Genomic DNA, 22,068 nt, shown 5'->3' with positions numbered 1-22,068 from the left:
GCGTAAGTGTATCGCCCCGGGGCCCGGGACATGCAAACGCTCCGCCCCCCGGCCGGAGGAGCCCGGCCAGGGCCTGGCGTCAGGCCTTCAGCGGCACCGCGGGATCCGCCGCCACCGCCTTGGCGGGCGACAGTCCGGCCTGCATCAGCTTGCGGGCCGTCATCTGGTCCACCGGCGAGTTGACCGACTCGATCGCCCGCAGCGCGTCGCCCTCGAAATGCAGCACCGAGAATCCGTTGCCGCGCGCCGCCGGCCGCACGATGCTCTCGTAGCCCGGGCGCCACAGGCCGGTGATCTGGAGGCGCGCCTCGCCCTGGTCCGACCAGAACCACGGCACGGCCGTATAGGGTTGGGGGTCGCCGCACAGCCGGGCGGCCAGGGTGCGGGCCTGGTCGTTGGCGTTCTGCACCGACTCCAGCCGCAGCGGCCGCGGCCAGGACGGATGGGGAAAGGACGTGCAGTCGCCGATGGCGGAAATCGCCGGGTCCGAGGTGGCCAGGGTCGCATCGACGACGATGCCGTTGTCGCAGGACAGGCCGGCTTCGCGCGCCAGGTCCACCTCGGGCGTCGCGCCGATGCCGGCGATGACGATATCCGCTGGAACGACGCTACCGCCGGCAAGCACCCCCACCGCTCTTCCCTGCGCCATGTCCAGTCCATCGACCGTGCTGTCCAGGCGTATGTCCACGCCCGCGCGGCGATGCGCCTCCAGCAGGAACGACGAGATCTCGGGCGACACGGAACGGGCCAGCAGGCGCGGCATGGACTCGAACACGGTCACGTCCTTGCCCAGGTGGCGCGCGGTGGCCGCGATCTCCAGCCCGATGAAGCCGCCGCCCAGCACCACCACGCGCCGGGCGGCGGGCAGCGCGTCGCGCAGCGCCCGGGCCTGGGCATAGGTACGCAGATAGTGCACGCCGGGCGTCCCCAGGGGTGCCTGCGGCAGTTCGCGCACACGTGCCCCCGTGGCCAGCACGAGATGGTCGTAGGCCAGGTCTTCCTGCCCGGCCGCCGACGACAGCCTCAGTTGCTTGCCGGCACGGTCGATGGCCTGCGCGCGCGTGCCCAGCCGCAGTTCGATGGCGGCCTGTTCATAGAAGGCCGCGCCACGCAGTTCGGGCAGCGGCGCCTCCGGATCCTTGATCAAGGTCTTGGAGAGCGGCGGCCGGTGATAGGGAATCTCGGATTCGTCGCTGACGAGGACGATGCTCCCGGGGAATTGCTTTTCCGCCAGCGAGGCGGCCAATTGCGCGGCGGCGTGTCCGCCGCCCACGATAACGAGTCGGGTCATGGGGTGGATATCTTGCGTCGGCGCGGGTCGCGGGGCGGGACGACTCCCTGCGCTCGCTGGGTTTCCATGGCGGAGCCGGAAGCGGGTGCCCGGTTGCCCGGGCACCCCGGCTACTTGCGCACGGCGGTGATGATGCCGTCCAACTGTTCGAGCATCTGGTCGATCTCGTCCGTGGTCACGTTCAGCGCGGGCATGAAGCGCAGCAGGTTGCCGCGCGGCGCGTTCAGCAGCAGGCCGTCGGGCGCCTGCGTGCGGGCGCGTTCGACGATGGCGGGACCATCCTCGCGGTCCATGACCAACGCGCGCAAGAGACCATTGCCGCGCTCGCCGGGCATGCCCCACCTGGCGGCCAGCTTCGTCAGCCCCTGCGACAGGTGCCGGGCGCGCTCGCGGACGCCCTCCATGAAGCCCGGGGCCGCCAGCGCGTCGAACACCGCCACGCCGATGGCCGTCATGAGCGGGTTGCCGTTGTAGGTGCCGCCCTGGTCGCCATGCTTGAACACGCAGACTTCTTCGCGCGCCAGCATCGCCGCCAGCGGCGCGCCGCCGCCGATGCCCTTGCCCAGCGTCATGATGTCGGGGCGCACGCCCGACTGTTCGTAGGCGAACATCGTGCCGGTGCGGCCCATGCCGGTCTGCACTTCGTCCACGATCAGCAGCAGCTTGCGCGCATCGGCCAGCTTGCGCAGGTTCTGCATGAACTCGGCGGAGGCGGGGATGACGCCGCCCTCGCCCTGCACCGGCTCCAGCATGATGGCGACGGTCTGGTCGTCGATCAGGGCCTCGACCGAAGCCAGGTCGTTCAACTCAGCCTTCGGAAAACCGTCGACCTGGGGCGCGAAGATCGTGCTCCAGCCCGGCTTGCCCGAGGCCGACATGGTCGCCAGCGTGCGGCCGTGGAAGCTGTGGTTGAAGGTGATGATCTTGAAGGCGCCCTGCTTGTGCACCTGGCCCCACTTGCGCGCCAGCTTGATCGCGCCTTCGTTGGCCTCGGCGCCGCTGTTGGCGAAGAACACACGGTCGAAGCAGGAAGCCTGCGTCAGGCGCGTGGCCAGTTCGATGGACGGCAGGTTGTAGAAAGCCGGCGACGGGTTCAGCAACAGGCGCGACTGGGCCTCCACCGCCTTGACGATTTCCGGCGGGCAGTGCCCCAGGCAGTTGACCGCCCAGCCCTGGATGAAGTCGAGATAGCGCTTGCCTGCATGGTCCTCCAGCCACGACCCCTGCCCTCGGACGAACACGAGGTCCGGGCGCTGCGTGATCTCCATGAGGGCGTTGACGTTGAACTGGCCGAATTCCATGACTCAAACTCCTTGCGTGCCCGGGGGGCGGAAAATGGAAAACCCGCCGACACGGCGGGTCGATAAACATTACACCGTGTTGCGGGCGATGTCTGCCTCGGACGTGAAAGAGTCCGCATAAAACTCGTCATCGGGCAGTCCGCACTGTTGTACAAAATCCCTATGTGCCGATTCCACCACGATGGGAGCCCCGCAGGCATACACCTGGTGGCCGGCAAGATCAGGCAGATCGTCCATGACGGCCTGGTGCACGAAGCCCGTGCGGCCGGTCCAGGCGTCCTCGGGCAGCGCGTCCGACACCACGGGCACGTAGCGGAAGTCCGGGCGGACCCGGGTCCACTCCCGGGCGACCTCGTCCATGTACAGGTCGCGCGGGCGCCGGCCTCCCCAATACAGGTGGACCGGGCGGCGCATGTCCCGGTGGATCATGTGTTCGACCATGGCCTTGATGGGCGCGAAGCCGGTGCCGCTGGCCAGCATGACGATGGGCTTGTGGCTGTCCTCGCGCAGGAAGAACGAACCGAACGGCCCCTCGAAGCGCAGGATGTCGCGCTCCTTCAACTGGCTCGTGCCCGCGCCGAACACATGGTCGGTGAACGCGCCGCCGGGCAGGTGGCGGATGTGCAGCACCAGCCCGCCCTCCTCGTGTGGCGCGTTCGCCATGGAATACGAACGGCGCCGGCCGTCCTTCATGATGATCTCGACGTACTGTCCGGCGTTGAAGCGCAGTTGCTCGGTGGCCGGCAATTGCAGGCGGACGATGCGCACGTCGGGCGCCACCTCGGCCAGGCCCTGGACGCGGCAGGGCATTTTGCGGATGGGGATGTCGGCGATGCCCTGGACCTCGCGCGCCTCGATGGTGAGGTCCGAGAGCGGACGCGCCACGCAGAACAGGGTGAGTCCCAGCCCGGCTTCCTCCGGTGTCAGCGTCTGGGCCTGGTGGGGCCCGAGCTCGACCTCGCCCGCGACCAGCTTGCCCTTGCACGACGAACATGCCCCATTCTTGCAGCTATAGGGCAACATTACGCCTGCCTGCAGCGCCGCATCGAGCACGGTCTGGCCATGTTCGACCGTGAACCGATGACCGCTGGGCAGAACGGTGACCTGATGACTCATCACCTGGATCCTATGAAAACGATGGAAATACGATGAATATTCCGCAGCCCGCGCACGCCGCGCGCCTGGGTCGTCCGCGCCTCCTGATCATCGGCTGCGGCGACACGGGCATGCACGTCCTGGAGCGGCTGGCGGGCCGCAAGCGGGTCTTCGCGCTGACGTCCAGCCCGAGGCGGCTGCCCGAGCTGCGCGCCGCGGGCGCCATTCCGCTGCTGGGCAACCTGGACTGCCCGCGGCAACTGGCCCGCCTGCGCGGCCTGGCCGCCCACGTCCTGATGCTGGCGCCTCCGCCCGGGCAAGGCGAAGGCGATCCGCGCTCCCGCCGGTTGGCGGCCGTCCTGCGGCGTCCGGCCTCGAAAGCGCGCGTCCGGCCGGCTGCGATGGGCCTTGGCCGGCTGCGAATCCGGCAAGCCGCCATTGTAGCCAAACCACGCCTCGGCGCCCTGGCCCGGGGGGCCGGGGCGATCACGGTGGTCTACGCCAGCACGACCGGTGTCTATGGCGACGCGCGCGGCCGCAGGCTGTCCGAGACGACACTCGCGCGCCCCGCCTCGGCCCGGGGCCGGCGCCGGGTCCAGGCCGAAGCCGCCTGGCGGTCGGCGGGCCCGGCCCGCGCCCGCCAGGCGCGGCTGCGCCTGCCCCCCTGGCGCGCCGTCGTGCTGCGCATCCCGGGCATCTACGGCCGCGACCGGCTGCCGCTGGAACGGCTGCGCGCCGGCCTGCCGCGCCTCGCCCCCGGCGAGGACGTCTACACCAATCACATCGAGATCGGCGATCTCGCCCGTGCCCTGGAGGCCGCCCTGTACCGCGGCCGGCCGCAGCGCATCGTCCATGCCGCCGACGGCCAGGACCTGAAGATGGGCGACTACTTCGACGCCGTCGCCGACGCCGCCGGCCTCCCCCGCCCGCCCAGCCTGCCGGCGGCCCAGGTCCGCGCCGCGGTCAGCCCGGCGATGTGGTCCTTCATGCAGGAATCGCGGCGCCTGGAGAATCGCCGCCTGGCGGCCGAACTGCGCGTGCGGCTGCGCCATCCGTCCGTCCGGCACGCCCTGGGCGAGTGGTATCCCCCCGAGAGCTAGTGCGCGGTCCCGGAGATACGTCCGCATGACGAAACGTTCCCGCTGGGGGCCCGGATGCGCGCCTCGTGCGCCTGCCCCTCGGCCTGCAGCCAGGCGCGCAGCGTCGCGATGGCCGGATCGGCCGACCGCTGCTTGTCGTGCACGAAGAAATAATCGTCGGCCGGCGCCAGGACTTCGGGAAACAGCGCCACCAGCCGCCCCGCCTCCAATTCCTCCTGCATCAGGTAGCGGGGGCCCATCACCACCCCGAGTCCATCGAGCGCGGCCTCGACCGCCAGATAGGTGTGGTCGAAGCCCAGGCTTGCCTGCGGCTGCAAATGCGGCGCCCCGGCCGCGGCCAGCCACCGCTGCCAGTCGTCCGGCCGCATGTCGGCGGTCAGCCAGGTCTCCCGCGCCAATGCATTGATCGAGGCCGGCCGGCGTCTGGCCGGCCCGGCCCGCAGCGGGGTCACCGCCTCCTTCATGAAAGCGGTCTCGATCAGCTGCGGCTCGCCGCTGCGGCCGCGCCGGATCGCGGCATCGACGCCGCCCGGCAGCGCGTGCGCGCGATCGCGCCGATTGTTGAGCTGGATCTGGATGTCGGGATACTGGCGCAGGAACCCGGTCAGCCTGGGCACGAGCCAATGCAGGGTCAGGGTGGGCGGCGCGCTGATCACCAGCTTGCGGCCGGCCTCGGGGCGGGCGCGCTCCACCGCGCCCGCCATGCGATCGAACGCGTCGCGCAGGTCGTCCGCCAGCACCTTCCCGGCCGCCGTGGGCTCGAGCCGGCGCCCGCGCCGGTCGAACAACTCGGCTCCCAGCCACCGCTCGAGATTCAGCACCTGCTTGCTGACCGCGCCGTGCGACACGCACAGTTCCTCGGCGGCGCGGACCACGCTACCCAGACGTGCCACGGCCTCGAACGATTTCAGGCTGTTCAATGGCGGGAGGCGTCGCATTCATGTTCCTTTTTTTCACATGATGACCGACATCAATTCCATGGACTACCAAGGTGATCGGTTCCTAGAATTCGTCCCGGAATATTAGAAAAAAACTCACTTTCCATCAACGGAGACGACAATGCTGGCGCACCCTGTCGGCCGAGCCCTCATGGCGCTCGGCCTGCTGAACCTACTGCCGGCCGCCCAGGCCGCCGACCCCTACCCCACTCGCGCGATACGGCTGATCGTGCCGTTCGAACCCGGTGGAAGCACCGACCTGACGGCCCGCATCGTCGCGCAGGCCCTGGGCGAGAAACTGGGCCAGAGCGTGGTGGTCGAGAACAAGGGCGGCGCGGGCGGCAACATCGGCACGGCCTTCGTGGCCGAGGCCAAGGGCGACGGCTACACGCTGGTCTGGGCCAACGTGGCACCGGTGGCCATCAACCCGCACCTGTATTCGAAGATGTCCTACGACCCCGCCAGGGACCTCGCGCCTATCGGCCTGGCAACGGTGTTCCCCAACGTGCTGGTGGTCAAGGCATCGTTCCCGGTGTCGACGTTGCAGGACTTCGTCGCCAAGGCCGGGACCTCGCTGCAGACGCTCAGCTACGGCTCGGCCGGCAACGGCAGTTCGACGCACCTGGCCGCCGAATGGCTCAACACCAGGCTGGGCACGAAATGGCTGCATGTTCCCTACAAAGGCGGTGGCCCGGCGCTGATGGCGGTGGTCGGCGGCCAGGTCGACATGTACTTCAGCAGCGTACCGGCCGCCATCCCCTACCTGAAGAACGGTACGCTCAAGGCCATAGGGGTGACCAGCAAGGGGCGCACGGATACGCTGCCCGGCGTGCCGCCCATCGCCAGCGCGAACCTGCCGGACTACGAAGCGCTGAACTGGAACGGATTGATGGCGCCGGCCGCCACGCCCGCCGCCATCCTCGACAAGCTGAACGCCGAGTTGCGGGCCGTGCTGGAGTCGCCCGACGTGCGGCAGCGGATGCTGGCCCAGGGCGCGGATCCATCGCCGATGACGCGCGAGGAGTTCGCCGCCTATATCCGGTCCGAAAGCCTCAAATGGGAAAAGATCGTCAAGACCGCCAACGCACGGATCCAATGAGCATGGAAGCCAGCGCCGCCTCCGAGGCCTCCGGGGATGCCGTCCTCGACGTCATCGCCGACTTCACCGCCTCCCGTCCCAGCTGGCGGCCGGACACCCTGCGGACCGCCGCGCTGTGCCTGGCCGACGCGGTGGGCTGCGCCCTCGCCGCGCTCGACGATCCGGACTGCGCGCGCCTGATCGGACCGCTGTTCGCGGGCTCCCCCCCGGGCGACGTGGGCGTGCCCGGCACCGGCCAGTGGCTCGACCCGGTGAAGGCGGCCTTCGACATCGGCACCCTGGTGCGCTGGCTGGATTTCAGCGACACCACCTTCGTCGGCGGACACCCATCGGACAACCTCGGCGCCATCCTCGCGGCGGCGGCCCATGCGGCCGCGCGGCGGCGCGCGGCCGGCCTGCCCGCCCCGGCCCTGGGCGATGTATTCGACGCGATGGTCAAGGCCTACGAGATCCAGGGCCGGCTGGCGCAGGCCAACCGTTTCGACCACCCCTCCACGGGACTGGACCATGTCATCGGCGTGAAGATCGCCGCCACCGCCGTCGCGACCCTGCTGCTGGGAGGAGACCGCGACGCCATCCGGCGCGCGCTGTCGAATGCCTGGCTCGACGGCCAGGCGCTCAACGCCTACCGCCACACGCCGAACGCCGGCTCGCGCAAAGGCTGGGCCGGCGGCGATGCCTGCGCCCGCGCACTCTGGCTGGCGGGCCTCGCCCTGCGCGGCGACATGGGCTATCCGCAGCCGCTGTCCGCCCCCACCTGGGGTTTCGAGGCCGTGCACCTGCGGGGACGTCCGGTGCGCCTGGCGCTCGGACTGGGCTCCTTCGTGCTCGACCACGTGATTTTCAAACTGCATCCTTGCCAGCGCAACGCCACCACCGCGGTGGAAAGCGCGATCACGCTACACGCCTGGCTGGACGGGCGGCAGGACCGCATCGCGCGTATCGACGTTCGCACGCAGGACGAGGCCATGCGGCGCATCGACAAGGCCGGCGCGTTGCCCAACCGCGCCGCGCGCGATCACTCCATGCAATATGTCGTGGCCATGGCGCTGCTCAACGGCCGCCTCGGACACGACGACTACGGCGACGCCGTCGCCGCCGACCCGCGCATCGACCGCCTGCGCGCGCTCACCCACGTGGCCGAGGATCCGGACTATTCGCGGGGCCACCACGACCCGGCCGTGCGCAGCTGCGCCAATGCCGTGCGCGTGACCCTCGACGACGGCACCGCGTCGCCCTGGATCGAGACGCGCTTTCCGGCCGGCGATCCCTCGCGGCGCGACGAGGCCCTGCCGCTGCTGGCCGGCAAGTTTCACACGCTCGCCGCCCGCCGGTGGCCCCCTGGACGCCGCCGGGAACTCTGGGCGCGGCTGGGCGACACCGCTGGCGCCGCGAACTGGCCTGTCGACGAATTCCTGTCGTCGCTTGCGCGCCTCTGATCAAAGCCCCAGGAACGCGAAGGGCGCGCGGTCCCGGAACAGGTCGTTGGCAGCGCCGGCGAACACCTGGTCTGGTTGGGCCCCGGCGCGAGGGACGGGAAAAACCATGGGCCTACTCCCACACGATGCGCACGGCCAGGAACAGGAAAATGAGGCCGGCCAGCCTGTCCAGCCACACGCCCACCTGCGGCCGGCGCCTGAGCAACTGCCCCAGCAGGCCGGCGAACCAGGCGATCAGGCAGAACACCACCGCCGCCTGGGCCATGAAGATCACCCCCAGCCACAACATCTGCCAATCGGGATGGCCGATCCAGGGGTTGACGAACTGGGGCAGGAAGACCACGAAGAACAGCGTGACCTTGGGATTCAGCATGTTGGCCAGCACGCTCTGGCCGAAGATGCGCGCGAACCCGAGCGGCGGCGGGCCGCCCGTGGGCGAGAAGCCGCCCCGGCTGCGCAGCACCTGGACCGCCAGCCACATCAGGTAGGCGGCGCCAGCCAGGCGGATCGCGTCGAACGCCATGGGCGAGGCCCGGAGCAGCGCCGCCACGCCCAGCACGGCCAGGGTGGTGTGGAACAGGCAGCCGAAAGCGAACCCCAGGGCGGCGGCGATGCCGGCGGCGCGGCCCTGGCTGAGGGAACGGGCGAGTACCTGGAGGTTGTCCGGGCCGGGCGCGATGGTCACGCCCACCGACAGGGAAAGGAAGAGCAGCAGATCGGCCTGCATCGGCGCACCGGCAGGCTCAGGACTTCCGGATCACTTCTTTGATGCGGTTGTTCTCGTCGACCAGGACCACGATGGGCTTGTGTCCGGCCGCGTCCTCGTCCGTCATGGGGCCGTAGGTGCAGATGATCATCAGGTCGCCCACGTGGGCGCGGCGGGCGGCCGCGCCGTTGAGCGAGATCTCGCCGCTGCCGCGCTTGCCCTTGATGATGTAGGTGGAGAAGCGCTCGCCGTTGTTGATGTTGTAGAGCTCGATGCGCTCGTACTCTTTCATGCCGGCGGCATCGAGGAAATCTTCGTCGATTCCGCACGAGCCTTCATAGTTCAGATCGGCCTGAGTCACCGCGACACGGTGAATCTTGGCGCGAAGCATGATGCGTTGCATAACTCGGGTGTCCTAGGAAGCGGCCGCAAACGGCCAGGTGCGTTTATACCCGATCCCGGCCGGACCGGTCCGGTGCCGCCTCCTGCCGCAAGGGCGCCCGGAGGCGCCCTTGCGGGTCGGACCGACTGCGTGGCGTCAGACCGACCGCAGGTAGCCGGGCTCCACCGCCTGGATGGGCGCGAAGCTTTCGCGCGTGGCGATGAATTCCGGCCGCGGATTCAGGCCGTACCTGGGGGGGTTCAGGGTATTTTCCACGCTGTTATACACCATGAACACATTGGATCGCGGATAGGGCGAGATGTTGCTGTTCGATCCGTGCATGGTGTTGCAATCGAAAAATACGACCGAGCCGGCGGGCGCCGTCAGCACGTCGATGCCGCCCTGGTCCACCAACAGTTGCAGGCTGACAGGATCGGGCACACCGTATTCCTGCTTCTTCAACGACTGCTTGTAATGGTCCTGCGGGGTCTCGCCCACGCACGAGACGAATTGCCGGTGCGAGCCGGGCACCACCATCAACGGCCCGTTGCTGGCGTCGTTGTCGGTCAGCAGCACCGAGCAGCTCAGCGCCCGCATGGCGGGCATGCCGTCTTCCACGTGCCAGGTCTCGAAGTCCGAGTGCCAGTAGAACTCCTTGCCCTTGAAACCCGGCTTCATGTTGGCGCGCGACTGATGGATATAGACATCGGAACCCAGGATCTGCCTGGCGATGCCGGCCAGCCGCATGTCCTGCGACATCCGGCCGAGCAGCTTGCTCAGCTTGTGCACCATGAACACCGACCGGACGGCGTCGGTGCCCTTCTCGGTGATGGCTTCCTCTCGGCGGCGGATGGCGGGATCGCGCACCAGCCGCTCGACCTCGCGCTTCAGGGCCTGCGTCTCCTGCGAGGAGAAGAAATTCTTCAGCAGGATGTAGCCGTTGCGCTCGTAGCCGCTCAGTTGCTCGGCGTCCAGGCCCGAGCCCGGTTCCACCTTGGCGCTGCCGTACACCACGGGATCGCGCCGCTGCACGATGCCGGCGGCGCGGTCGGCGCGCGAGGAATAGATATCGCGTGCGGGAGTAATCATGGTTGTCCTCCTGTTCTCATGGGAGGCCGCCCCGCCCGCCGGCGGGCGCGGCCCCTTGCCGCGGCCGGCCGTCAGGCGACCTTCGCTTCGTCCAGGGGATAGACGCCTTCGGCGTCATGCACTTCCTGGCCGGTCAACGGCGGATTGAAGACGCAGATGACGCGCAGCGGCTCCTTGCCGCCGCGCAGATAGTGCTCGTCGTTGTCGTTGAGGGCGTAGACCACGCCCGGGCCGAGCTTGTAGACCTTGCCGTCGGCGACGGTCTCGATCTCGCCGTCGCCCTCGATGCACCAGACGGCTTCCACGTGATTCTTGTACCAGATGTGGGTCTCGGTGCCGGGATGGATGGTGGTCTCGTGGAACGAGAATCCCATGCCGTCCTTCTTCAGCAGCACGCGGCGGCTGGTCCAGGTCGGCGTGGAGACTTCGTTCTCGGTGCCTGCGATGTCCTTGATGTCGCGTACGATCATCGTCCCTTTCCTCCGAATTTCAATACACGGGCATTCGATTGCTTCTGGGCCAGTTGCTCGGCGGCCACGACCTCGGCCACCGCGCGGTCCAGCACCTCCAGCGCCTGCCGGAGCTCGCCTTCCTCGATCGTCAGCGCGGGCAGGAGCTTGAGCACTTCGTCATTGGCGCCCGAGGTCTCGATGACCACGCCGCCCTTGAACGCCTGGGCCGCGACCTTGTTGGCCAGTCCGGGCACGCCGCTGACCAGGCCCTGGATCAGGCCTCGGCCGCGCACCGACAGATCCGCCTCCGGGTGGCTGTGGACCATGTTCTCGAGCCAGTCCCGCACCAGCATTTCCTTGGCCTGGATCTCGCGGGTGAAGGCATCGTCGCTCCAGTAGTGCTCCAGCGCCTGCCGCGCGGTCACGAAAGCCAGGTTGTTGCCGCGGAAGGTGCCGTTGTGCTCGCCGGGTTTCCAGATATCCAGTTCGGGCCTGATCAGCACCATGGCCATGGGCAGGCCGAAACCGCTCAGGGACTTGGACAGCGTGATGAGGTCCGGCTGGATGCCGGCCGACTCGAAACTGAAGAAAGTCCCCGTGCGGCCGCAGCCGACCTGGATGTCGTCGACGATGAGCAGCATGTCGTGGCGGCGGCACAGGCGTTGCAGCTCCTGCAGCCAGCGCAGCGTCGCCACGTTCACCCCGCCTTCGCCCTGGACCGTCTCCACGATCACCGCGGCCGGGGTATCCATGCCGCTGCTGCGATCCTCCAGCATGCGCTCGAAGTACGCCATGGTGTCCACGTCGGGACCGAAATAGCCGTCATACGGAATGAAGGTGGTGTTGCCCAGGCTCACGCCGGCGGCATCGCGGTACTTGGCGTTGGCGGTGGCCGACAGCGAACCCGCGCTCACGCCGTGGAAACCGTGGGTGAAGGAAACGATGTTCGGGCGCTGCTTGACGCGGCGGGCCAGCTTGAGCGCGGCTTCCACGGCATTGGTGCCGGTCGGTCCGGTGAACTGCAGCGTGTACTTCATGCCGCGCGGCTTCAGGATCAGCCGCTCGAAAGCCTCCAGGAAGTCCTTCTTGGCCGACGTGGCCATGTCCAGCCCGTGCACCACGCCGTCCGACTGGACGTAGTCCAGCAGGGGCTGTTTCAGCGCCGGGTTGTTGTGGCCATAGTTCAACGTGCCGGCACCGGCAAACAGGTCGATGTACTGCCTGCCCTCTTCGTCGAACAGCAACGAGCCCTTGGCCTTGCTGAAAACGACCGGAAACGAGCGTATGTAGCCGCGGACTTCCGATTCGAGGCGGTCGAAGATCTTGAGATCCATGGTTTTTCCCTCCTGTTTTGCTTCTAGAAGCGTGAAAGACGTATAGGCGGACCCGGGGCGAACCGGGACGGATACGAGGGGCACCCGGCCTTTACTTGAACGGGCCTATGCGCAGCAGCCGCTCGTCCTCGTGCTCGGCCTGGCCGAACAGTTCGGGCGGAAACATGGGCTGCTCCACGCACTCGGCGCCGCGATCCTGCGCCAGCGCCGCGAACATGCGCCGCGACGGCTGGTTGGATGGGGACACGGTGGTTTCGATGCGGTGTATGGACTGTGGCAGCGACCTGGCCAGCAGGTGCTCGAGCATGCGCTGGCCCAGGCGATGGCCGCGCGCCATGGGATGGACCGCAACCTGCCAGACGAACAACACGTGGGATTGCTTGGGCGGGATATAGGCAGAAACAAATCCTGCCAATTGCCCTTGCCGGGTGGCCACTACGCAGGTATCGCGAAAGTGCCGGCACAGAAGAAGGTAGGCGTAGGTGGAATTGACATCCAGCGGCGGCGATTCTTGTATGAGTCGCTGGATGTCCGCGGCATCTTCGATTTCAGGCGGCCGGAGATCGAAATTCTCCAGGGCCGGATTGAATACCGCAGGTTGGATGAGCGTGTCGTCGATCGCTTTCAGACCCCGGCCCTCCTTGGTTGCGCACGCCGGCGCCTGGCGGCGACGCACTGGTTCTATGGCGCCGGAATCAAACCGCGAGGCCGGACTCCGGAGACGTATCCGATGCATTGATATCCAGGATGGGCGAGGTGTCCGAACCCGGGCTTTCCATCAGGCTGACGATGCGCTCGAGCGAGAGCGTGATCGTCGCCTGCTCCAGTTCCGGCAGCGCGCCCAGGGCATCGGCCAGCGTTTTCTGCAGCGGCGAAGGCGCCTGGCTGGCCACCTCGCGGCCGGCATCGGTGGCCGATACCAGGACCGTGCGGCGGTCTTCCCTGCTGCGCTCTCGCTTGACCCAGCCCTTTTCCTCCAGCCGGTCGAGTATGCCGACGACCGTGCTCGGACTGACCGAGATTTCACGGCTGATGGCGGTGGCCGTCAGCGGCCCCGACTCGATCACGGCCAGGAGACAGACCAGTTGCGGCGCGGTGATGTGGCTGCAGGCAGCCAATTGCTTGGAGTGCAGCGCGATATTGCGCGTGATGCGGCGCAAGGCCCGCAGGATGCGCAGGTTGTAGTTGACGCCCGTATCCGCGGTCGAGCCGATGTGGTCCATGTCCAGGAGCAAAGTGCGTGGTGAAAAAAAATCACTGCCCACAAACCCAATGTAGCGCAATGATTTCAACTCAAATCATTCTAGTCAGAAAGACTGCGAGGAGTCAACCCTGCAAATCCCGGATTCGGATGTCAACGGCTCCGAAATTACCCTTATCCGCTTCGATTCCGCTGACATTCCGCTGAAACGTGAAAAACCGGCGTTTAGCCTTGCGCCACGCGCTTTCCGGCCAGTTCCGAGGGGTCGAAACTGTCCACCTCGACGACGTCGGCCACGGCGCGTTCCAGGTCTTCGAACATCAAAGCCTGCGCCGCATCCACCTTCCCGGCGCGCACGCCCTCGCGCCAGTCGCGGATGCCGGCATGGCGCAGGCCGTCCAGCACCGGAGCGGCGCGCGCCGCGAGCTCGAAGGCTTGCGCCAGCCGATCCAGCGCCTCGCCTGGACGCGGCCGGGCGAGGCCCGGCAACAGGCGGTCGCGGGCGGGCGACGGTTCGAGCAGACGCTCGGCGCAGGCCAGGGTCACCGCGTCGGCCGGGCCGCGCCGGCGCACGCCCCGGGGCAGGCAGACCACCCGCAGCAATCCCGCTGCCGCCCTGGCGGGCAGATTGGCCAGCACCGCGTCCAGGCTGGCCTCGATGGAGGCAAGGCCGCTTTCCATGCACCACTGCACCAGCGGCAGGTCTTCGGCCTGCCGCCCTTCGTCGTGCCAGCGCTTGAGGACGGCGGACAGCAGGTACAGCTCGGCCAGGATGTCGCCCAGCCGCGCCGATAGCAGTTCCTTGCGCTTGAGCGCCCCGCCCAGCGTCGCCAGCGTGACGTCGGCGACCAGCGCGAACGCCGAGGCATAGCGGCCCAGCGCGCGGTAGTACGGCGCCACCGGGCCGGCCGAACGGGGCGCCGGCGCGAACCGGCCGCCGGTCCAGGCCCGGCCCAAGGCGCGCAGCGCGTTGCCCGCGGCGTGGCCGGCATGGCGCCAGAACGTGCGGTCGAATTCCTCCAGGCCCCTGGCCGGATCGCTGTCGGCCAGCGCCGCCATTTCCCGCATCAGGAACGGATGCGCCCGGATGGCCCCCTGGCCGAAGACGATCAGGCACCGGGTCAGGATGTTGGCGCCCTCGACCGTGATGCCGATGGGAATGGCGCGGTAGACGTTGGACAGGTAATTGCGCGGGCCGTCGATCACCGCCTTGCCGGCGTGGATGTCCATCGCGTCGTTCACCGCGATGCGCATGCGCTCGGTGGCATGGTATTTCATGATCGCCGAGATCACGGCGGGCTTGTGGCCCGCGTCCAGCGCGGCGCAGGTCAGGCGGCGCGCGGCATCCACCTGGTAGGCCAGCGCCGCCATGCGGCCGAGTTTTTCCTGCACGCCCTCGAACTTGCCGATCGGAATGCCGAACTGCTGGCGCACGCGCGCATAGGCGCCACTGGTATGCGCCGAGAACACGCACGAGGCCGCCGCCAGCGACGGCAGGGAAATGCCCCGGCCCGCCGCCAGCGCCGTCATCAGCATCTGCCAGCCCTGCCCCACCCGCTCGGCGCCGCCGATGACGGCTTCCATGGGGATGAACACGTCCTTGCCCTGGTTCGGGCCGTTCTGGAACACCTGCATCGCCGGCAAGTGCCGCCGGCCGATCTCCACGCCCGGCGTGTCGGTCGGCACCAGCGCGACGGTGATGCCAAGGTCCTCCCGGTCTCCCAGCAGCCGGTCGGGATCGCGCAGCTTGAAGGCCAGCCCGAGCACGGTCGCGACCGGCCCCAGGGTGATGTAGCGTTTGTGCCAGGTCAGCCGCATGCCCAGCACCTCACGCCCCTGCCACATCCCCTTGCAGACCACGCCGTGGTCCACCATGGCCGCCGCGTCGGATCCCGCCTCGGGGCTGGTCAGCCCGAAACACGGGATGTCGCGGCCGTCCGCCAGCCGCGGCAGCCAGTGCTCGCGCTGGGCGTCAGTGCCGAAATGCAGCAGCAGTTCGCCCGGGCCCAGGGAGTTGGGCACCATGACCGTGACCGCCGCCGTCAGCGACCGGGTCGAGATCCTGCGCACGACCTCGGAGTGCGCGTAGGCGGAGAATCCCAGGCCGCCGTACTTGCGCGGGATGATCATGCCGAAGAACTTGCGCGCCTTCAGGAACGCCCAGATGTCAGGGGGAAGATCGTGCAATTCCCAGTTGACCCGCCAGTCGTCGACCATGGCGCACAGCTCGGCCACCGGCCCGTCCAGGAAGGCGCGTTCCTCATCGCTGAGCCTGGCCGGCGGCATGTCCAGCAGGCGGCGCCACTCCGGATTGCCGGTGAACAGGTCCGCGTCCCACCACACGTCCCCCGCCTCGATCGCCTCGCGCTCGGTGTCCGACATGGTCGGCAACGCCCGCGCGGCCCAGCGGAACAGCGGCTTGGACAGCCATTCGCGGCGCCATGAGAATGCGGCCATCAGGGGGTCTCCTTGTCGACTATCTGCCTCATATAGTAAGCCGGCCGGGAGACGGGACGGTGGCCGCGCGCGGCTTCCGCGCAAGCGGTCTGATTAAATAGAGGCTGCTTCTTCTTCCCCCATTCCCATGCACCCTCCCCGCCTGGCTTTCGTCGACCTGGAAACCACGGGCACGACGCCGCGCAGCGACCGCATCACCGAAATCGGCATCGTCCAGGTGGACGCCGACGGCATCCGTGAATGGAGCAGCCTGGTCCATCCCGGCCGCCCCATTCCCCCTGCCATCCAGTCGCTGACCGGCATCACGGACGCGATGGTGGCCGGCGCGCCGCCCTTCTCGGCCCTGGCCGACGAGATCGCCCGGCGCCTGGATGGCTACCTGTTCGTCGCCCACAACGCCCGGTTCGACCACGGTTTCCTGCGCGAGGAGTTCGACCGGCTGGAACGGCCCTTCCGTCCCGACGTCCTGTGCACCGTCCGCCTCTCGCGCAAGCTCTACCCGCAGTACCGCAGCCATAGCCTGGACGCGCTCATCGCCCGCCACGGCCTGCAGGTGCACGCCCGCCACCGCGCGCTCGACGACGCGCGGTTGCTATGGCACTTCTGGCGCGACATCCACCGCGAGTTTCCCGCCGGCCGGATCAGCGAACTCGTCGATGCCCTGGCCGGCCACGTGCCCTGGCCGGACTACCTGGATCCGGCGCTGCCTCGCCTGCTGCCCGACACCCACGGCGTCTATGTCATGCGCGACGTCAACGGCGTACCGCTGTATGTCGGCCGCGGAGCCAGGCTGCGGGACAAGGTGTTGTCCCACTTCCAGCCCGGCAATTGGAAATCGGCCAAGGCGCGGCGCCTGGCCGAACAGGTGCGGAGCATCGAATGGCAGGAGACGGGTGGCGCGATCGGCGCCCTGCTGCACGAGAACCGGCTGCTGCGGGCCCTCTCGCCGCTGCACAACCGGCGCGCGCGTTCGCCGATGCCGGCCGGCGACACGCACTGGCCCTACGATGGCCCGGTGGGCATACGCGAGGCCCGCATCATCCACGTCGTGGAAGGCTGGCAATTCCTGGGCAGCGCGGCCGACGACCAGGCCCTGTACGATCTGCTCGATGGCGGTCGCGCCGAGTACGACCACGAGGTCCACCGCATCCTGCGCGACCGGCTGGCCCTGGTCCCGCTCCTGAAACTGGACCGCAGGCGCACCGCCTGAGGACGCCGCGGCCCGCCTCCCCGGCGGCTCTTCCCCGGGCCCCGGGGGGCCGGACGAAGGTTTCATAAATGCGCCGGACGGCTTATCGTTGACCTGGCCACCAGCGGGTCGGCCTTTGCCGATCGTCACGATATCGACCCGACCACGACCGCCAGGAGAACGAGATGCCCCCGTCCGCGCCCATGAACCGCAGCATCGTGATGGCCAGGCGCCCCGCCGGAACGCCGACGGCCGAAGATTTCCGCCTGGACACGGCGGCGGTTCCCGCCCCGGCGGACGGCCAGGTACTGCTGCGCACGCTCTATCTGTCGCTCGACCCTTACATGCGGGGCCGGATGAGCGACGCGGCCTCGTATGCCAAGCCGCTGAATGTCGGCGACGTCATGCTGGGCGGCACGGTGTGCCGCGTGGCCGAGTCGCGCCATCCGGACTTCGCCGCCGGCGACCTGGTCCTGGCCGCCAGTGGCTGGCAGGACTACGCGCTGTCGTCCGGCAAGGGGCTCACCCGCCTGCCCGCGGATCTCGCCCATCCCTCCTGGTCCCTGGGCGTGCTGGGCATGCCCGGGTTCACCGCCTACGTGGGCCTGATGCAGATCGGCACGCCCAAGGCGGGCGAGACGGTGGCGGTCGCCGCCGCGACCGGCGCGGTCGGGTCGGTGGTGGGGCAGCTTGCCAGGCTGCACGGCTGCCGCGTGGTCGGCATCGCCGGGGGGCCGGACAAGTGCGACCACGCGGTCCGCGAACTGGGCTTCGACGCCTGCGTGGACCACCGCGCGGCCAATTTCGCCCAGCGGCTGGCGGCGGCCAGCCCCAATGGCATCGACGTCTATTTCGAAAGCGTGGGCGGCGCCGTGTTCGATGCCGTCCTGCCGCTGCTCAACCGCCATGCCCGCATCCCGCTGTGCGGCCTCATCTCGCAATACAACGCCGTGCCGGGCGTGGAAGCCCCCGACCGCCTGCCCATGCTGATGCGCCTGGCGCTGACCAAGAGCCTGCGTATCCAGGGCTTCATCGTTTCCGACTGGTACGGTCCGCTCTACCGGGACTTTTCCCGCCAGATGACGGCCTGGATCGCCGACGGACATGTCAAATACCGGGAAGACGTGGTCGAAGGGCTCGAAAACGCCCCCACCGCCTTCATGGGACTCCTCCAGGGACGCAATTTCGGCAAGCTGGTGGTACGGGTGGCCCACTAGCCCGCGCGCGGCGTGCTACGCTAAGGGCGTCATCGAACAATTACAAGCAGGTCGCGCCATGGCGAAGTCCTGCGACAGGAGACTCGTATGACGTGCCAAGTGATTCCCCTACGGCCCCGCCACGCCAAACGGCGGAGCTTTCGCGTTCCGGGCAAGCTGTTGATGGTCGCGGTGCCGGCGGCGCTGTCGTTCGCCTGGCTGCTCGCGCTGCCGGGCATGCCGCACGCGCAGCCCGGCCCGACGGCCTCGGCCGAACACCGCCAGGATTTCGCCATTTCCAGTGGCGACCTGCGCCCGGCGCTCGAAAAGTACGCCCGCCAGGCGGGCATACGCCTGTCGTTCGACCCGGCGCTGGTGGCCGGCCTGACGACCCCCGGGCTGACCGGCCGCCATACGATCCAGGATGGGCTGGATATCCTGCTGCGCGGCACGGGCTATACCGCCGCCCAGGAAAACGGACGCTATGTGCTGACCCCCGAGCCGCCGGCCTCGGCGGGCAGGAAGCCGCCCAGCGGGCCGCGGCTGGTGGGCGCGCTCATCCCTGCTTGAAATCGTCGGTGCTCAGGCCCAGCCTGTGCATCTTGTCATAGAGCGTCTTGCGCGGCAGGCCCAGCATTTCGCTGGCCGCCGCCGTGCGGCCTGAACAGTTCTTCAGCGCGTCCTCGATCAACAGCCGTTCGAAACTGGTCATCTGCTCCTCGAGCGAGCGCCTGACGCTGGCCGCGGCGCCCGCCAGGCCGTCCTTGGCCAGGCCCAGCACGAACCGGTCCGCCACGTTGCGCAACTCGCGCACGTTGCCCGGCCAGTGGTGCGCCATCAGCGACTGCAACTGGGAACCCGAGAGCATCGGCGCCTCGCGCCCGTAGCGCAGGGCCGCCTGCAGGATGAAATGCTCGAACAACAGCGGGATGTCCTCGCGCCGCTCGCGCAGCGGCGGAATTTCCAGCACCGCCACGCTCAGCCGGTAATAGAGGTCCGGCCGGAACGTGCCCCGCTCCGACTCCGCCAACAGATCGCTCTTGGTGGCGGCCACGACGCGGCAATCCATGGGCTGCGGTTCGTTCGACCCCAGCCGCTCGAACACCCGCTCCTGCAAGGTACGCAGCAGCTTGACCTGCAGCACCGCCGGCATGGTCTCGATTTCGTCCAGGAACAGCGTGCCTCCCGCGGCGTACTCGATCTTGCCGATGCGCCGTTTGGCCGCGCCCGTGAACGCGCCGGCCTCATGGCCGAACACCTCGCTCTCGAACAGCGTCTCGGGCATGCCGCCGCAGTTCAGGGCCGAGAAGTGGCGATCGCGCCGGCTGCTGTGATCGTGCAGGCAACGGGCCACCAGCTCCTTGCCCGTGCCTGTTTCGCCCACCACCAGCACGTCGGCATCGGTGTCGGCCAGGTCCTGCACGACCTTCCTCAAGGCCACCATGGCCGGCGACCGGCCCAGCAGCGCGCGCTCGATGGCAATGCGATTGTCCAATTGCCGCCGCAGCGACTGCACCTCCAGCGTCAGCCCTCGTTTCTCCAATGCCCGCTGCACGACCTCGCTCAGATGCTCTGACGAAAAGGGTTTCTCGATGAAGTCGTAGGCCCCGAGACGCATGGCCTGCACCGCCATCGAAATATCGCCATGCCCGGTCACCAGGATCACCGGGAGGCAGGGATCGATCTCCAACGCCTGGCGCAGCAGCGCCATCCCGTCCATGCCGGACATCTTGACATCCGTCACCAGCACGCCGGGAAACCCGGGCGCGAGGTGCTTGAGCGCCTGCTCGGCCGACTCGAACGCCTTGACGTCGAGGCCGGCCAGTTGCAGCGCCTGCTTGCCACCCAGCCTGACCGCCGGATCGTCTTCGACGAACAACACTGTCAATTCTTCATGCATCCACCGTCTCCTCCAACTTCGCCGGCCGCAGTTGCAGCACGAATTCCGCCCCACCCCCCTCCCGGTTGTAGGCGCGCAGGCTGCCGCCGAAATCGCGCACGATGCCCGCCGAAATCGCCAGCCCCAGGCCCAGCCCCACCCCCTGCTCCTTGGTCGTGAAGAAGGGCTCGAACAACCGGCGCATCACGTCGTCCGGAATACCAGGACCGCTGTCCCGTACGGAAATGACGACCCAGCCCCTGGCTGCCTCGACCGAGATGTCCAGGCGCCGCTGGTCGCTGCGCGCCATCGCGTCGATGGCGTTGCCCAGCAGGTTGACCAGGATCTGTTCCAGCCGGTTGCCGTCGCAATAGGCGCAGGCATCTTCCGGCACGCTGAGCCGCAGCTCGACCTGCTCCTGCCGCAGCCGCTGCTCCAGCAGGAAACAGGCATCGGCCACGGCCACCGCGATCGACGTCGGCCTGAGCAGGGCCGGGGATTTGCGCGCGAATTTTTTCAACTGGCCGGTGATCTTGCCCATGCGGGCGGTCAACTGGCCGATCATGGTCAGGTTTTCCTCCGCGTCGCCCTGGCGGCCGCGCTGCAGCAGCACCGCCGCATTGTCCGCCAGCGTGCGCAGCGCCGCGAGCGGCTGGTTCAGCTCATGCGTGATGCCCGCGGCCATCTGGCCCAGCGCTGCCATCTTGCCAGCCTGCACCAGTTCGTCCATGGTGGACTTCAGCACCTCCTCGGCCCGCCGCCGCTCGGCGATCTCGGTCTGCAGGTGGCGATTGGCATTGCTCAAGGCCTGCGTGCGCGCGGCGACCTTGCGCTCGAGTTCGTCGTGCGCGCGCTGCAAGGCCGCCCGGGCGGCCAGGCTCTGGGCGATGGCGCGCCGCCGCTGCTGGAGATACAGGCCCAGGATGGCCAGGAACCCCATGGCCAGCGCCACGGCGATGGCCACATTGCGGGCGCGCGCATGGATGGGCGCCATGTTGGACAAGGCCATCAGCTTCCATTGCGTGCCCGGTATCTGGCGGCTCTGGACCAGATAGGACGGCAGCAGGAAATTGCCGCCTTCGCCGTCGCGCGCCGCCTCGCTGGTGAACTGCACGATGCGCACGTCGCCCTGCAGGTTGCCGACCTCGGTCATGCCCAGCGGCTCCAGCGACCCGGCACGATGATATTGGCGGGTCACCGCCAGTTTCTGCAGCGTATGCTGCGCCAGCGGCGCGAGCGTCTTGAATTTCCAGCCCGGCACCGAAGTCAGGAAGATCACGCCGTTCTCGTCCACCACCACCACTTTCTCGTCGGCGCGCAGCCAGGCATCGTCGAGCTTGTCCAGGTCGACCTTCAACGCCGCCACGCCCAGCATCCTGCCATCGTGGTAGATGCCGTAGGAGAAGTAGTAGCCCGGCGACTGGCTGACGGTGCCGATGCCGTAGAAACGGCCCGACAGCCCCTTCGCCGCGTCGATGAAGTAGGGCCGGTACGAGAAATTGCGGCCGACGAAGCTGGGCGGACGATTCCAGTTGCTGGCGGCCAGCGTCAGCCCCTCCATGTTCATCACGTAGATCTCGGAAGATCCGGCCTTGCGGTTGACGGTCTCCAGGTACAGGTTGACCCGGGCGATCCGCTCGGGATTGCCGGGCTCCTGCAGAAGCGCGGTGACGTCCTTGTTCAGGGACAGGATGCCCGGCAGGTAGTCGTAGCGGGTCAGTTCGCTCTGCACGCCGCCGGCGTAGATGTCCAGCCTGTGTTCCACCCCCTGGCGCAAGGCCTGGATGCCGGTACGCTCGCCCCAGATGTATGCCAGCATCACCGCCAGCGCGGCGGCGAACAGACAGGCGCCGCCCCACACCAGGCGGCGCTTGGAAAAACCGCGGGCAGGCGGGCTGACGCTCAAGTCCCCATCCATGA

The 22,068-nt window shown here is 68.4% G+C and carries 20 protein-coding genes; 6 read left to right on the top strand and 14 right to left on the bottom strand.

Translation table 11 applies throughout. From position 1 onward, the window contains the following. Positions 1 to 79: 79 nt before the first annotated feature. The 3 genes from AC1Q6E_RS12480 to AC1Q6E_RS12470 all read right to left on the bottom strand — a co-directional run bounded on the left by AC1Q6E_RS12480 (position 80) and on the right by AC1Q6E_RS12470 (position 3,708). Positions 80 to 1,291, bottom strand: a complete 1,212-nt coding sequence (locus AC1Q6E_RS12480; protein ID WP_152796395.1) for an NAD(P)/FAD-dependent oxidoreductase — start codon at positions 1,289 to 1,291, stop codon at positions 80 to 82. A gap of 110 nt (positions 1,292 to 1,401) precedes the next feature. Next, positions 1,402 to 2,592: an acetylornithine transaminase gene (locus tag AC1Q6E_RS12475; RefSeq protein WP_296558782.1), complete on the bottom strand. Its 1,191-nt coding sequence runs from the start codon at positions 2,590 to 2,592 to the stop codon at positions 1,402 to 1,404. 69 nt (positions 2,593 to 2,661) lie between these two features. Continuing rightward, a complete protein-coding gene (locus AC1Q6E_RS12470; RefSeq protein ID WP_492572838.1) occupies positions 2,662 to 3,708 on the bottom strand; it encodes a CDP-6-deoxy-delta-3,4-glucoseen reductase in 1,047 nt (348 codons plus the stop codon). Between the two features lie 32 nt (positions 3,709 to 3,740). On the opposite strand from AC1Q6E_RS12470, the gene AC1Q6E_RS12465 reads away from it, so the two are divergent. Further along, a complete protein-coding gene (locus AC1Q6E_RS12465; protein ID WP_492572837.1) occupies positions 3,741 to 4,787 on the top strand; it encodes a Rossmann-fold NAD(P)-binding domain-containing protein in 1,047 nt (348 codons plus the stop codon). Here AC1Q6E_RS12465 and AC1Q6E_RS12460 read toward each other — a convergent pair. After that, the gene (locus AC1Q6E_RS12460; RefSeq protein ID WP_152796305.1) at positions 4,784 to 5,725 is read right to left on the bottom strand and encodes a LysR substrate-binding domain-containing protein; all 942 of its coding nucleotides are present in this window, start codon (positions 5,723 to 5,725) and stop codon (positions 4,784 to 4,786) included. The genes AC1Q6E_RS12465 and AC1Q6E_RS12460 overlap by 4 nt on opposite strands. A 121-nt stretch (positions 5,726 to 5,846) precedes the next feature. On the opposite strand from AC1Q6E_RS12460, the gene AC1Q6E_RS12455 reads away from it, so the two are divergent. Together AC1Q6E_RS12455 and prpD are read left to right on the top strand one after the other, a co-directional pair. After that, on the top strand, positions 5,847 to 6,824 hold the full coding sequence (locus AC1Q6E_RS12455; protein ID WP_152796306.1) for a Bug family tripartite tricarboxylate transporter substrate binding protein: 978 nt from the start codon (positions 5,847 to 5,849) through the stop codon (positions 6,822 to 6,824). Between the two features lie 2 nt (positions 6,825 to 6,826). After that, complete coding sequence (gene prpD, locus AC1Q6E_RS12450) at positions 6,827 to 8,263, top strand: 2-methylcitrate dehydratase (protein ID WP_492572836.1); 1,437 nt, start codon at positions 6,827 to 6,829, stop codon at positions 8,261 to 8,263. A gap of 112 nt (positions 8,264 to 8,375) precedes the next feature. Here the strand turns inward: prpD and AC1Q6E_RS12445 are convergent, their stop codons facing one another. From AC1Q6E_RS12445 to AC1Q6E_RS12410, 8 genes are all read right to left on the bottom strand, one after another. After that, on the bottom strand, positions 8,376 to 8,990 hold the full coding sequence (locus AC1Q6E_RS12445; protein WP_296558777.1) for a LysE family translocator: 615 nt from the start codon (positions 8,988 to 8,990) through the stop codon (positions 8,376 to 8,378). Between the two features lie 16 nt (positions 8,991 to 9,006). After that, positions 9,007 to 9,372 carry an aspartate 1-decarboxylase gene (gene panD / locus AC1Q6E_RS12440; protein ID WP_492572835.1) on the bottom strand — a complete coding sequence of 122 codons (366 nt, stop codon included), beginning with the start codon at positions 9,370 to 9,372 and terminating at the stop codon, positions 9,007 to 9,009. Between the two features lie 135 nt (positions 9,373 to 9,507). Further along, a complete protein-coding gene (thpD, locus tag AC1Q6E_RS12435) occupies positions 9,508 to 10,440 on the bottom strand; it encodes an ectoine hydroxylase (protein WP_152796314.1) in 933 nt (310 codons plus the stop codon). A 71-nt stretch (positions 10,441 to 10,511) separates the two neighbouring features. Continuing rightward, the gene (locus tag AC1Q6E_RS12430) at positions 10,512 to 10,910 is read right to left on the bottom strand and encodes an ectoine synthase (RefSeq protein WP_152796317.1); all 399 of its coding nucleotides are present in this window, start codon (positions 10,908 to 10,910) and stop codon (positions 10,512 to 10,514) included. Next, positions 10,907 to 12,226 (bottom strand): diaminobutyrate--2-oxoglutarate transaminase, encoded by a 1,320-nt coding sequence (gene ectB, locus AC1Q6E_RS12425; protein ID WP_152796319.1) that lies wholly within the window; start codon positions 12,224 to 12,226, stop codon positions 10,907 to 10,909. The genes AC1Q6E_RS12430 and ectB overlap by 4 nt, the downstream gene beginning before the upstream one ends. Positions 12,227 to 12,317: 91 nt before the next feature. Then, complete coding sequence (gene ectA, locus AC1Q6E_RS12420; RefSeq protein WP_492572834.1) at positions 12,318 to 12,902, bottom strand: diaminobutyrate acetyltransferase; 585 nt, start codon at positions 12,900 to 12,902, stop codon at positions 12,318 to 12,320. A gap of 19 nt (positions 12,903 to 12,921) precedes the next feature. Then, positions 12,922 to 13,449, bottom strand: coding sequence for a MarR family winged helix-turn-helix transcriptional regulator (locus AC1Q6E_RS12415; RefSeq protein ID WP_152796323.1), 528 nt, complete (start codon positions 13,447 to 13,449; stop codon positions 12,922 to 12,924). Positions 13,450 to 13,652: 203 nt separating this feature from the next. Continuing rightward, complete coding sequence (locus AC1Q6E_RS12410) at positions 13,653 to 15,884, bottom strand: acyl-CoA dehydrogenase (protein ID WP_152796325.1); 2,232 nt, start codon at positions 15,882 to 15,884, stop codon at positions 13,653 to 13,655. 127 nt (positions 15,885 to 16,011) lie between these two features. On the opposite strand from AC1Q6E_RS12410, the gene AC1Q6E_RS12405 reads away from it, so the two are divergent. The 3 genes from AC1Q6E_RS12405 to AC1Q6E_RS12395 all read left to right on the top strand — a co-directional run bounded on the left by AC1Q6E_RS12405 (position 16,012) and on the right by AC1Q6E_RS12395 (position 18,839). Beyond that, a complete protein-coding gene (locus AC1Q6E_RS12405) occupies positions 16,012 to 17,094 on the top strand; it encodes an exonuclease domain-containing protein (RefSeq protein ID WP_492572833.1) in 1,083 nt (360 codons plus the stop codon). Positions 17,095 to 17,258: 164 nt separating this feature from the next. Next, positions 17,259 to 18,290 (top strand): NADPH-dependent curcumin/dihydrocurcumin reductase, encoded by a 1,032-nt coding sequence (gene curA, locus AC1Q6E_RS12400; RefSeq protein WP_492572832.1) that lies wholly within the window; start codon positions 17,259 to 17,261, stop codon positions 18,288 to 18,290. Positions 18,291 to 18,377: 87 nt separating this feature from the next. Continuing rightward, positions 18,378 to 18,839, top strand: coding sequence for an STN domain-containing protein (locus tag AC1Q6E_RS12395; RefSeq protein ID WP_492572831.1), 462 nt, complete (start codon positions 18,378 to 18,380; stop codon positions 18,837 to 18,839). Here AC1Q6E_RS12395 and AC1Q6E_RS12390 read toward each other — a convergent pair. Both AC1Q6E_RS12390 and AC1Q6E_RS12385 read right to left on the bottom strand, forming a co-directional pair. Next, on the bottom strand, positions 18,826 to 20,169 hold the full coding sequence (locus AC1Q6E_RS12390; RefSeq protein ID WP_492572830.1) for a sigma-54-dependent transcriptional regulator: 1,344 nt from the start codon (positions 20,167 to 20,169) through the stop codon (positions 18,826 to 18,828). The genes AC1Q6E_RS12395 and AC1Q6E_RS12390 overlap by 14 nt on opposite strands. Further along, positions 20,162 to 22,066 (bottom strand): sensor histidine kinase, encoded by a 1,905-nt coding sequence (locus AC1Q6E_RS12385; RefSeq protein WP_296558771.1) that lies wholly within the window; start codon positions 22,064 to 22,066, stop codon positions 20,162 to 20,164. Before AC1Q6E_RS12385 ends, AC1Q6E_RS12390 begins: the two co-directional genes overlap by 8 nt. Positions 22,067 to 22,068: the final 2 nt, after the last annotated feature.

This window comes from Pigmentiphaga sp. MLSB6-MA01 (genome assembly GCF_058793475.1).
Note: the sequence above shows the minus strand (reverse complement) of the source record. Positions and strands in the feature narration are given on the sequence as shown.

Bases quoted from the DNA above. Each gene is read 5' to 3' on its own strand.
- panD (WP_492572835.1), bottom strand. From the start codon at position 9,372: ATGCAACGCATCATGCTTCGCGCCAAGATTCACCGTGTCGCGGTGACT.
- AC1Q6E_RS12470 (WP_492572838.1), bottom strand. From the start codon at position 3,708: ATGAGTCATCAGGTCACCGTTCTGCCCAGCGGTCATCGGTTCACGGTC.
- AC1Q6E_RS12465 (WP_492572837.1), top strand. From the start codon at position 3,741: ATGAATATTCCGCAGCCCGCGCACGCCGCGCGCCTGGGTCGTCCGCGC.
- AC1Q6E_RS12445 (WP_296558777.1), bottom strand. From the start codon at position 8,990: ATGCAGGCCGATCTGCTGCTCTTCCTTTCCCTGTCGGTGGGCGTGACC.
- AC1Q6E_RS12410 (WP_152796325.1), bottom strand. From the start codon at position 15,884: ATGGCCGCATTCTCATGGCGCCGCGAATGGCTGTCCAAGCCGCTGTTC.
- AC1Q6E_RS12430 (WP_152796317.1), bottom strand. From the start codon at position 10,910: ATGATCGTACGCGACATCAAGGACATCGCAGGCACCGAGAACGAAGTC.
- prpD (WP_492572836.1), top strand. From the start codon at position 6,827: ATGGAAGCCAGCGCCGCCTCCGAGGCCTCCGGGGATGCCGTCCTCGAC.
- AC1Q6E_RS12475 (WP_296558782.1), bottom strand. From the start codon at position 2,592: ATGGAATTCGGCCAGTTCAACGTCAACGCCCTCATGGAGATCACGCAG.
- AC1Q6E_RS12385 (WP_296558771.1), bottom strand. From the start codon at position 22,066: ATGGATGGGGACTTGAGCGTCAGCCCGCCTGCCCGCGGTTTTTCCAAG.
- curA (WP_492572832.1), top strand. From the start codon at position 17,259: ATGCCCCCGTCCGCGCCCATGAACCGCAGCATCGTGATGGCCAGGCGC.
- AC1Q6E_RS12390 (WP_492572830.1), bottom strand. From the start codon at position 20,169: ATGCATGAAGAATTGACAGTGTTGTTCGTCGAAGACGATCCGGCGGTC.
- AC1Q6E_RS12395 (WP_492572831.1), top strand. From the start codon at position 18,378: ATGACGTGCCAAGTGATTCCCCTACGGCCCCGCCACGCCAAACGGCGG.
- AC1Q6E_RS12460 (WP_152796305.1), bottom strand. From the start codon at position 5,725: ATGCGACGCCTCCCGCCATTGAACAGCCTGAAATCGTTCGAGGCCGTG.
- thpD (WP_152796314.1), bottom strand. From the start codon at position 10,440: ATGATTACTCCCGCACGCGATATCTATTCCTCGCGCGCCGACCGCGCC.
- AC1Q6E_RS12405 (WP_492572833.1), top strand. From the start codon at position 16,012: ATGCACCCTCCCCGCCTGGCTTTCGTCGACCTGGAAACCACGGGCACG.
- AC1Q6E_RS12480 (WP_152796395.1), bottom strand. From the start codon at position 1,291: ATGACCCGACTCGTTATCGTGGGCGGCGGACACGCCGCCGCGCAATTG.
- ectB (WP_152796319.1), bottom strand. From the start codon at position 12,226: ATGGATCTCAAGATCTTCGACCGCCTCGAATCGGAAGTCCGCGGCTAC.
- AC1Q6E_RS12415 (WP_152796323.1), bottom strand. From the start codon at position 13,449: ATGGACCACATCGGCTCGACCGCGGATACGGGCGTCAACTACAACCTG.
- AC1Q6E_RS12455 (WP_152796306.1), top strand. From the start codon at position 5,847: ATGCTGGCGCACCCTGTCGGCCGAGCCCTCATGGCGCTCGGCCTGCTG.